This is a genomic window from Halobacterium bonnevillei (genome assembly GCF_009831555.1).
In the GTDB taxonomy this organism is placed as follows: domain Archaea; phylum Halobacteriota; class Halobacteria; order Halobacteriales; family Halobacteriaceae; genus Halobacterium; species Halobacterium bonnevillei.
In genome coordinates, this window is sequence record NZ_WUUU01000169.1 from 1 (window position 1) to 6,249 (window position 6,249).

Genomic DNA, 6,249 nt, shown 5'->3' on the forward strand with positions numbered 1-6,249 from the left:
GCCGACATGAGCGTGCTCGGCCCCGCCTTCGGCGACGACGCCGGCGAGGTGATGCAAGCCCTCAACGACGCGCACGTCGAGTCCGCGGACCTCGACGCGCTCGCCGACCAGGTCAGCGACGCCCTCGGCCGGGACGTCGAACTCACCCCGGAGATGGTGTCGTTCGAGGAAGAACCGCCCGAGCACGTCGCGGGCGTCGACTTCGACGGGGGGCCCGCGAGTGCTGCGAGCGGGGGCTCGTCGGACGAGCGAAGCGAGTCCTACGGTGGCACCGTCTACGTGGACGCGGAACTCGACGAGGACGTCGAGAGCGAGGGGTACGCCCGCGAGGTCATCCGCCGCGTCCAGGAGATGCGCAAGGACCTCGACCTCGAGATGGACGCCGAGATCCGCCTCGACGTGGCGGTGTTCGACGACCGCGTCGCGCGCCTCGTCTCCGAGCACGAGGACCTCATCGCGGAGGAGACCCGCGCCCGCGAGCTCGCGGACGTCGAGGACGGCTACCGGGAGGAGTGGGACGTCGAGGGCACGAAGCTGGCGCTGGAGATCGAGCCGCTCTGAACGAGACAGCGGTGGCGCGGCGCTGGATTCCTGTCAGGTGAGCCGGCTGCGGCGACCGACTCTCAACCCCGGAACGGGATGTTCCCGAGTCGGACGTCGCGCTCGACCCGTTCGTCGCCGGATTCCGCGTGCGTGATGCCAGTGACCGCGAGGAGTTCCGGGTCTTCGCCGGACGGCAGCGACCACGCGCTCGTGACTGTCTGTGACGCGCCGGGTTCGACGCGGCCCGAGGACTCGGTCCCGCCGACGCGGGTGCCGGCGTCCGTCGTCACCGCGCCGAGTTCCAGCGTGTATGGTGCGTCCGCCGTGTTCTCGACGCTGACGACAACCTCGAAGCGCCAGGAGTCGTCGCGGAGTTGCACCCACGCGTCCTCGAGGGTGTCCGCGGGCTCCGTCGCCGGGAGTAGTTCCTCGCCGATGGACGTCGTCGGCTCGGCCGTCGTCTGTTGGGTCGTCGTCGCGGGTTCCTCGCCGTCCCCGAACAGCCAGGACGCCACGATTCCCACCAGCGTCCTCGCTTCGATGGCGATGGGGATGCCGAGGCCGAGACCGACCAGGATGCGGATCACCCAGCGTCGACTCAACAGCACTTCGTCCTCGGGCTCCTCGGATTCGCTGGGGGCGCTTTCGTCGGGCTCCTGGCCCGTCCCCTCCGGACCCTCGACCTCGTCGGCGTCGTCGCGGCTGTCCTCGTCACTCATCGTGGGTGTAGCGGTGCGAGCGTGGTGGTCGTGACATCAGTGAGTGGTGTTCGGTTGCGAGTGCGGAACGACCGCGGGGTGGTGGTGGCCTACACCGGGAACGGCGACGCACCGGGGTTCAGGATGCCGTCCGCGACCATGCTCCCGAGCGGGACGCCGTACGCCAGCAGCACGAGGACGACGGCGATGCCGGTCCACAGCTTGAGGTTGTCGAGCACGCGCGGGCCGTTCGACGCGCCGGACAGCGGCTCCGGGATGTGGCCGTTCACGGACAGCGCCGAAACGCCGGGCCGCGACAGCCACGTCCCGAGCATCACGACGAGGAACATGAGCAGCGCGACCACCAGCAGCGTCGCTCCGAGCGCGATCTGGAGGCGGATCTCGGCGATGGTGCTGAACACCGTGTCGAACGCCGACGCGCCCGCGTCACCGACGGGTTCGGCGGTGCGCCGCGGCAGGCCAGCGAGGCCGCCGCGGTGCATCGCGTTCGACATCAGCGTCATGCCGACGAACCAGACGTACGGCTGGATGCTCGCCAGACGGCGGTGCCGGAGTGGCTTGCCCGTGAGCTGCGGGACCAGCCAGTAGCTGACCGCCATCGCGGTGAGCGCGAACGCGGTGCCGACGGTGAGGTGGAAGTGGCCGGGCACCCAGATGGTGTTGTGGATGAGGTAGTTGATGTTCATCCCGGCGTTGATCATGCCGGAGAACCCGCCGGCGGCGAACATCAGGCCGGCGAGCGCGGTGCCCGCGAACGCGGGTTCGTCCCACGGGAGCGCGCGCAGCCACCCGAGGTAGCCGTCGCCGCCGCGCTGTCGGGCGCCGTGTTCGACCGACGCGACCACGGTGAACGCAGTCAACAGGGACGGCAACAGCAGCATCATCGTGTTCGTCATCGCGATGAACTTGAAGCCGTCCGCGATGCCGGGGTCGATGTACTGGTGGTGGAACCCGACCGGCGTCGACAGCAACACGAACAGCACGAACACGACGCGCGCCAGGGGGTCGCTGAACAGGCGGCCGCCCGCGAACTTCGGCAGGAGCGTGTACCACGCCAGGTAGCCGGGCAGCAGCCAGAAGTACACGACCGGGTGGCCGAAGTACCAGAACAGCGACCGCGTCAACAGCGGGTCGACCTGCCCGATCCAGCCCAGCGACCACGGGATCAGGAAGACAACCACTTCGACGGCGACCCCGACCGAGGAGACGTACCACATGATGAACGTGGTGAGCACCATGAACGTCTGCAGCGGGATGCGCGCGTCGGGGTTGTCGGCGCGCCACTCGCGGTACGTCAGGAAGTAGACGGCGCCGAGAATCCACGACCCGACGACGAGCAGCGCGGCCCCGAAGTAGAACGCGGGATGGGCCTTCAGCGGCGCGTAGAACGTGTACAGGACGTCCGCGGAGTCGAACGGCAGGCCGGGCGCGAAGCCGTTGAGGATGGCCGTCGCCGCCAGCGCGGTGCCGACGAACATCGACCCGAACCCGACCCACGCGAGGCGGTCGCTGTACAGCGGCCGGTCGAGGCTGCGGGTGGTCGCCCACACGAACATCCCGCAGATGAAGAACGTCGTGAACACGAGCGCGAGCAGGACGCCGTGTCCGGTCAGGACCGTGTAGTACTGGGTTGCGTCGATCGGGAGCGCCTCCCGGAAGTAGTCGGTGCGGTAGAGGCCCTGCAGCAGGCCGAACACGCCGCCGAGGGCGAACGCGATGAACGCGACGCCGAAGTGCCACCGCACGAGTTTCGCGGCGCCGGGGTAGTCGTCGACGTACGTCACGCCTCAGCCACCTCCGATTCGTCGAAGTCCTCCGCCGGGACGACCTCGATGGTCCCGGTCATGTCGTGGTGGGCGGCCCCGCAGTACTCGTTGCACGCGACGTGGTAGCTGCGCGCGTCGTCGAACTCCACGGTGAGCTGCGCCACCTGGCCCGGAATCACCATCGTGTTGAGGTTCGTCCCGACGACGTTGAAGCCGTGCGTGACGTCCCTGCTCGCGATGTGGAACGTCACTTCGGAGCCCTCGGGCACCCGGATGGGGGTGCCGGAGCCCGGCGTGAACGAGAACTGGCGCGCGACGACGTAGACGTCGTACTCGCCGTCGCCAGTCTGGTAGACGCCGGGGTCGCGGAAGTCGGACGACGCCGTCGGGTCCGAGGCGGCCACCTGGCCGCCCGAGTTGTCGACCATCGCGACGCCGGCGCCGACCGCGCCGTACACGATGGTCGCGACGAACCCGGCAATCAACAGCAGCGACGCGACCAACCAGAGTTTCTCGAATCGATGTATCTCCATGGTTCACCCGATCACCGTGAGTTCGTTCCCGAGGAACTCCACGAAGTACATGAACACCCACATCGCGACGAGTATCAGGAAGTACACCGCCACGAGTGCGGCGGTCCCCATGGGGTCGTACTCGTCGTGGTCGAGTTCCTCGACCGGCTCTTCGACCGGCGCTTCCTGCGTTCCGGCGCCCGGTTCGCCCTCGACGCCGTCGTCGTACTCCGGGGTCTCCGGCTGGTCGCGGCGGTAGTACCCGGCGAGCACCGGGAGGAGCATCGCGGCAGCGACAGCGCCCGCGAACACCGTGCCCAGCAGCGGGCTGAACGGCGTCGTCGTCCCCGCCGGGCCGCCACCGCCGTCTTCGGCGGGTGCGGGCCCGACGACGATTGCCGCCTTCATCCCGACGCTGAGGTGTGGCTCACAGTAGTACTTGTAGACGCCGCGGGTGTCGAGCGTCGCGGAGAACGAGAATCCCGTGTTCTCGATGGGTTCGTGGCCCTCCCAGGCGGCGTCCTCCGGCTGGGATTCGACCACGACGTTGTGCGTGTCCGACACCCACTCGAAGGTCACCGTCGTCCCCGGCGACACGCGGAGTGCGGGCGGGTCGAACGCGAACGTGCCGCCGTTCCCGTCCGCGCCCACCGTCACCGTGACCTCGTCCTCGCCGGTCCGGTCGACCGTCTCCCCGTCGTAGTTGTCGACGGCGCCGCCCGGCGCGTCGTCCGTGAACCAGTCGCCGTACTCGGCGGGGACGGCGTCTTCCTGTTCGCCGCCGCCCTCCGCGACGACGATGGCGCCTTTCATCCCGACGCTGAGGTGCGGGTCGCAGTAGTACTTGTAGACGCCGAGCGTCTCGAACGTCGACGAGAACGAAAAGCCCGAGTTCTCGATGGGGTCGTGCCCCTCCCAGCCCGCGTCGTCCGGCTGAGATTCGACCGCGACGTTGTGCGTGTCCGACACCCACTCGAAGGTCACCGTCGTCCCCGGCGAAATCCGGACTGCCGCGGGTTCGAACGCGAACGTGCCGCCGTTCCCGTCCGCGCCCACCGTCACCGTGACCTCGTCCTCGCCGGTCCGGTCGACGACCTCGCCGTCGTAGTTGTCCGTCGTCCCGCCCGGCGCGTCGTCCGTGAACCAGCCGTCGAAGTCGGTCTGGCCGGCGGCTGACCCCGTCGCTGCGCTGCCGAGTGCGGCCGCGGCCGCCGTGCCGGCCGTCGCGCGGAGGACGCCACGTCGCGAGTACGTTTCGTCCGCGATTGCGTCCCTCATGCGGTACACCTCCCAGAGAATGTCCAGGCGACCCGCCGGGCTGCGCCCTCCCGTGGCGTGTCCCGACCCTGGCCGCCGCGTATATGCGTGCGGTTGCTCGTGCCCATACGTTGTCCCACCGAGGTGTTGCGCCGTATCTGATAAAAAAGGCGCCCCCGTTCCCGGGATTTCGGAACGCCTGCAAAACGTTTACACGGTTCGTCACGAATGCGCAGGCATGAACGTCCAGGTACAGCACCTCGCGGCAGGGTTGGCGCTGCTCACACTCGTCCCGGTCGCCGTCTACGCCGTCGGCCAGTCGCTGTGGGCGGTCGTCGCACTCCTGAACGTCGTGCTCATCGCGGCCTGCCTGTACTACGTGTTCGGCCCGGAGGAACGCGAGACCGGACACGTTACCGGGTAGCGTCGCCGGATGACGTGGTTCCCGGCGGTGCCACTCGCGGCCGACAGCGGCGTGCCACCGCGAGGAAATCGGGGCGGTCGCGACGATCCTCACCGAGTACGTTCGAACCCTCGACATCGCGGTCGACGCCGTGCTCGCGACAGCGCTCCTGTTCGCCATCCGTCGCGAAACCCTCGACTTCCTTCGCGGGACGACCAGCGAGGAGTACGCCGCGGCGGAGTACCTGCACGACGACACGGACCAGGAGCTGCTCCGACGGCTCTCCAGACCGTCGGTCACTGGCCACACCATCGACGCCATCGCGACGGCGATCACCAACCGGGAGACGAAGGCGTCGGTGCTCATCTCGCACGTCGGTCGGACGTCCGAACGGGACGCGATCCCGCAGGCAGCCGACTACCTCGAAACCCTGGAAGGCGTCGACACCGTCATCGTCTTCGGCATCGTCAACGAAGCCATTCACCTCAGTGCACGGTCGCCGGACCCACGAATCCACGTCGGTGACGTACTCAACGAGACGTTCGGCGACGTCGGAGCCGCCGGGGGCCACCACGACGTGGCGGGCGGTGAGATCCCGCTCGGTATCTTCGCCGACTACACGACGAACGACGGACAGTTGCTCGCCATCGTCGAAGAAGTCATCACCGGCCGCCTCCTCGCGAAGCTGGACCTCGACACCGACTCGGACCCATGAGCACACCCAGCCGCTGGGCAGCTCTCCCACGGGACCGGGAACCTCCGTATCGACGACAACCAACCGTTACAGACGTCCGAGCGCGTCGCCGGACCGCTGGGTCCGAGCAAACGCGTGTAGCTAACCTCCAAATCCTGAATCGTCCCCGTCACGCGGTGCAACGGCCAGCGACGCGCGAATCGCTCGTCACTAGCGTTCCGAGAGAAGTGGACTCGCTGGGAATAATCGCAGGAGGGCTCTACGATGACGGTTGTTAAAATGTCTGTCATTGTTACATCCAGCTCCCTGAGAGGTGGTCCTGGCGCACTTCCATCTTCTCGCGGTCGGTCCGCAC

6 protein-coding genes and 1 pseudogene are annotated in these 6,249 nt (G+C 68.2%); 3 read left to right on the forward strand and 4 right to left on the reverse strand.

Annotation, left to right across the window (positions count from 1 at the left end; genetic code table 11):
- A partial coding sequence (locus GRX66_RS15350) for a DUF5915 domain-containing protein (protein ID WP_233745564.1) occupies window positions 1-561 on the forward strand: 561 nt, incomplete at its 5' end.
- A gap of 62 nt (window positions 562-623) precedes the next feature.
- On the opposite strand, the gene GRX66_RS15355 is transcribed toward GRX66_RS15350, so the two are convergent.
- From GRX66_RS15355 to GRX66_RS15370, 4 genes are all read right to left on the reverse strand, one after another.
- On the reverse strand, window positions 624-1,262 hold the full coding sequence (locus GRX66_RS15355) for a hypothetical protein (protein WP_159527331.1): 639 nt from the start codon (window positions 1,260-1,262) through the stop codon (window positions 624-626).
- Window positions 1,263-1,351: 89 nt separating this feature from the next.
- Window positions 1,352-3,046: a b(o/a)3-type cytochrome-c oxidase subunit 1 gene (locus tag GRX66_RS15360; protein WP_325064145.1), complete on the reverse strand. Its 1,695-nt coding sequence runs from the start codon at window positions 3,044-3,046 to the stop codon at window positions 1,352-1,354.
- On the reverse strand, window positions 3,043-3,561 hold the full coding sequence (locus GRX66_RS15365) for a cytochrome c oxidase subunit II (RefSeq protein WP_159527332.1): 519 nt from the start codon (window positions 3,559-3,561) through the stop codon (window positions 3,043-3,045). Before GRX66_RS15365 ends, GRX66_RS15360 begins: the two co-directional genes overlap by 4 nt.
- Before the next feature lie 3 nt (window positions 3,562-3,564).
- Window positions 3,565-4,818 carry a halocyanin domain-containing protein gene (locus GRX66_RS15370; protein ID WP_159527333.1) on the reverse strand — a complete coding sequence of 418 codons (1,254 nt, stop codon included), beginning with the start codon at window positions 4,816-4,818 and terminating at the stop codon, window positions 3,565-3,567.
- A 217-nt stretch (window positions 4,819-5,035) separates the two neighbouring features.
- Here GRX66_RS15370 and GRX66_RS15375 point away from each other — a divergent pair, with 217 nt between their 5' ends.
- A complete protein-coding gene (locus tag GRX66_RS15375) occupies window positions 5,036-5,221 on the forward strand; it encodes a hypothetical protein (RefSeq protein ID WP_159527334.1) in 186 nt (61 codons plus the stop codon).
- A gap of 55 nt (window positions 5,222-5,276) precedes the next feature.
- Window positions 5,277-5,915, forward strand: a pseudogene (locus GRX66_RS15380) (DHH family phosphoesterase); the annotation flags it as partial.
- Window positions 5,916-6,249 lie beyond the last annotated feature (334 nt).